At 67.0% G+C, this 3,429-nt stretch carries 4 protein-coding genes; 1 reads left to right on the top strand and 3 read right to left on the bottom strand.

What is annotated here, in order from left to right:
- Window positions 1-181: 181 nt before the first annotated feature.
- From ACFWYS_RS46540 to ACFWYS_RS46530, 3 genes are all read right to left on the bottom strand, one after another.
- Complete coding sequence (locus ACFWYS_RS46540) at window positions 182-688, bottom strand: HNH endonuclease (RefSeq protein WP_384783181.1); 507 nt, start codon at window positions 686-688, stop codon at window positions 182-184.
- 145 nt (window positions 689-833) lie between these two features.
- On the bottom strand, window positions 834-1,373 hold the full coding sequence (locus ACFWYS_RS46535) for a YbhB/YbcL family Raf kinase inhibitor-like protein (RefSeq protein ID WP_384783178.1): 540 nt from the start codon (window positions 1,371-1,373) through the stop codon (window positions 834-836).
- Between the two features lie 43 nt (window positions 1,374-1,416).
- Window positions 1,417-2,199, bottom strand: a complete 783-nt coding sequence (locus ACFWYS_RS46530; RefSeq protein ID WP_384783175.1) for a sporulation protein — start codon at window positions 2,197-2,199, stop codon at window positions 1,417-1,419.
- Window positions 2,200-2,339: 140 nt separating this feature from the next.
- Here ACFWYS_RS46530 and ACFWYS_RS46525 point away from each other — a divergent pair, with 140 nt between their 5' ends.
- Window positions 2,340-2,990: a DNA-3-methyladenine glycosylase gene (locus tag ACFWYS_RS46525; RefSeq protein WP_384783172.1), complete on the top strand. Its 651-nt coding sequence runs from the start codon at window positions 2,340-2,342 to the stop codon at window positions 2,988-2,990.
- Window positions 2,991-3,429 lie beyond the last annotated feature (439 nt).

Genomic DNA, 3,429 nt, shown 5'->3' with positions numbered 1-3,429 from the left:
CCACCCCCGCCCCCGCCGCTTCTCCCCGCGCCCCGCCGGCCCGGGCCCCCCTCCAACCCCAAACGGGCCCCCCCAACCTCCCCCCCGGCCCCCCCCCACGCCGCTAGGGGCGCGGGGAACTGCGCGACCAGCCCCAGCAGACCCGCAGCCGACGAACAAGCCGAAGCAGCACGGCGACTAGCTACGCGGCGTCCAATGCCAACCAATCCGGCAGCGCCGCAAACTCCTCGGCCCCCAGCGTCAGCAGCATCGCATCGGCGGGAGTCGGCTCGAACGGCTCCCGAAGCAACGGCATACCCGCCTGCTCAGGAGTCCGGTCAGCCTTCCGATGATTGTCCTCCGCACACGAGGCGACCGTATTCAGCCAGGTGTCCTGCCCACCCCGCGACTTCGGCACCACATGGTCCACAGTCGTGGCCCTGCGTCCGCAGTACGCGCACCGGTGCCGGTCCCGCACCAGAACACCCCGCCTCGACCACGGCGCTTGTCTTCGGAACGGCACCCGTACGTACCTGCACAGCCTGATCACCCGGGGCGCCGGTATGTCCACCTCGGCCCCACGCATACGCAGTTCGGGGTGGGCCTGCTCGACGACGGCCTTGTCCTGAAGCACCAGAACGACGGCTCGATTCAACGTCACCGTCGACAGCGGCTCGAAGCTCGCGTTCAGTACCAGCGTGTCCCGCATTGCAGCCCACCTCCCGTGCGCACCTGCCCACCCCCTGGCGGACTGGGATCAACTCTGGCCGGGCACGCCGAGATGGACAACGAAATAAAAAATGCCCGCCCCCGATCACTTCCATGACCAGGGGCGGGCAAACGTTCCATGAACGTCAGGCTTCGGCGGGTACCTCGTACTCACCGATCACATGCGCACGCGCGATCGCCTTGAACCGCAGATTGAACCCGACGACGGCCGGGCTGGCGTCCGAGTCCGGACCGAGCTTCTCCTGATTCACGGCGTACACCGTGAACACATAGCGGTGCGGCCCGTCCCCGGCAGGCGGCGCGGCGCCACCGAAGTCCTTCGACCCGTAGTCGTTACGAGCCTGCACGGCACCCTCCGGAAGCCCCTCGAACTTGCCGCTGCCCGCCCCCGCCGGCAGCTCGGTCACCGAGGCCGGGATGTCGAAGAGGACCCAGTGCCAGAACCCGCTCCCCGTAGGGGCGTCCGGGTCGTAGCAGGTCACGGCGAAGCTCTTGGTCTCGGCCGGGAAGCCCTCCCAGCGCAGCTGGGGCGAGGTGTTGCCGGCCGCGTGGACCTGAGCGTCCTTGAGGGTCCCGCCCTGCTCGACGTCCTCACTCGTGACCGTGAAGGACGGCACGGGCGGATGGAAGTCGTGCGGCAGCGGCCGCCTCTTGAGCTCGGTCACTTCGATACCTCCTGACGAAACAGTGGAATCAGCAGTTCCGAGCCTAGAACCAGTTGCGCTTGCTGCCGACCTCGGACAGCCACTGGTTGAGGTACGCCGCCCAGTCGGTCCCCTGGAAGTCGTTCAGACCCACCTGGAACGACCGGAAGGTGTCACTGCCCTCGCTGAACAGCCCCGGCTTCTTGTCCATCTCCAGGACGACGTCCATCGTGTGCTCGTCCGCGACGAAGCTCAGCTCGACCTGGTTGATCCCGCGGTACTGCTGCGGCGGGAAGAACTCGATCTCCTGGTAGAACGGCAGCTTCTGCCGCGTACCGCGGATGTGACCGCGCTCCATGTCCGCGTTCTTGAAGCGGAAGCCCAGCTGGATGAAGGCGTCGAGGATCGCCTTCTGCGCGGGCAGCGGGTGCACGTTGATCGGGTCCAGGTCGGTGGAGTCCACGGCCCGGGCGATCGCCAGCTCCGTGCTCACACCGATGTTCATGCCACGCAGCGTCTGACCGTCGATCGTGGTGACCGGCGTCTCCCACGGGATCTCCAGCCCGAAGGGCACCGCGTGCACCGCACCCGGCTGCAGCTCGAAGGCGCCACCAAGCTGCAGCTTCGTGAACTCGATGTCCTGCTTGTACTCCGAGTCCTGGCCCTCGACCTCGACACGCGCCTGAAGCCCCACGGACAGGCCCTCGATGTTCTGGCTGACGGACCCGCCCTGAATCCGCACCTCGCCCTGGACGACACCGCCCGGAACGACGTTGACCTCGGTCAGCACCGTCTCGACCGAAGCACCGCCGGCCCCCAGGCTCGCGAGCAGCTTCTTGAACGCCATGACTCTCCTCTTCTCAGAGTGGATCCCTGATCCCTACAAACGCGATCCGGCCGTGGCCGGTTCCGCGCTCTCACCCTGGCAAGCCGCACGCCCCCTGACCACCCCGTTGCGGCCACCCGTCTGCACTACCCTCGGACGGCATGATCGCGACCCCCGACCGTACGCCCCTGCCCCGGGACTTCTTCGACCGCCCCGTCCTCGAAGTAGCCCCCGACCTCCTGGGCCGCATCCTTGTACGCACCACCTCGGACGGTCCGATCGCCCTCCGTCTCACAGAGGTCGAGGCCTACGACGGCCCGAACGACCCCGGCTCCCACGCCTACCGCGGGCGTACACCCCGCAATGACGTGATGTTCGGTCCCCCCGGGCACATCTACGTCTACTTCACCTACGGCATGTGGCATTGCATGAACATGGTGTGCGGCCCAGACGGCCAGGCATGCGCGGTCCTGCTGCGCGCCGGCGAGATCGTCGAGGGCGCCGAGCTCGCCCGCAAACGTCGACTCTCGGCCCGCAACGACAAGGAACTGGCCAAAGGCCCGGCCCGCCTGGCCACCGCCCTCGACGTGGACCGAGCCCTCGACGGCACGGACGCGTGCGCCTCCGGCGAGACACCGCTGAGGATCCTCACCGGCACACCCGTTCCCTCCGACCAGGTACGCAACGGTCCGCGCACCGGTGTGGCGGGTGACGGGGGCAACGGCGACATCCACCCCTGGCGTTACTGGATCGCCAACGACCCCACGGTGAGCCCCTATCGGGCCCATGTCCCGAGGCGTCGCTCAAGTTGACGCGCCTTGGCGAGGCGCGTAACGTGGCCCGAGCCGCTGAACCGGGTACTGCGCAGTCAGCAGCCGGAGCGGCCAACCCACTACCTACGAAACACCCTCAACGGGGTCGATTTTTGGCGTGCCCGCATGCCCGAATTCGAATCCCCGGAGCCCGATTAGGAATCGGGCGGGGGAATCGGTTAACGTAGTGAATGTCGAAAGGCCGACGGGCGAAAGCCCAGAGCCTCCCGGCAATCCCGCCGACAGGGAATCGGATCGGAAAACGGATCTGATAGAGTCGGAAACGCAAGACCGAAGGGAAGCGCCCGGAGGAAAGCCCGAGAGGGTGAGTACAAAGGAAGCGACCGTTCCTTGAGAACTCAACAGCGTGCCAAAAATCAACGCCAGATTAGTTGATACCCCGTCTCCGGCCATCACGGCCGGGACGAGGTTCCTTTGA

It is taken from the genome of Streptomyces sp. NPDC059010, assembly GCF_042740355.1.
Classification (GTDB): Bacteria; Actinomycetota; Actinomycetes; order Streptomycetales; family Streptomycetaceae; genus Streptomyces.
This window is presented reverse-complemented; position numbering and strand designations above follow the sequence as displayed.

Bases quoted from the DNA above. Each gene is read 5' to 3' on its own strand.
- ACFWYS_RS46530 (WP_384783175.1), bottom strand. From the start codon at position 2,199: ATGGCGTTCAAGAAGCTGCTCGCGAGCCTGGGGGCCGGCGGTGCTTCG.
- ACFWYS_RS46540 (WP_384783181.1), bottom strand. From the start codon at position 688: ATGCGGGACACGCTGGTACTGAACGCGAGCTTCGAGCCGCTGTCGACG.
- ACFWYS_RS46525 (WP_384783172.1), top strand. From the start codon at position 2,340: ATGATCGCGACCCCCGACCGTACGCCCCTGCCCCGGGACTTCTTCGAC.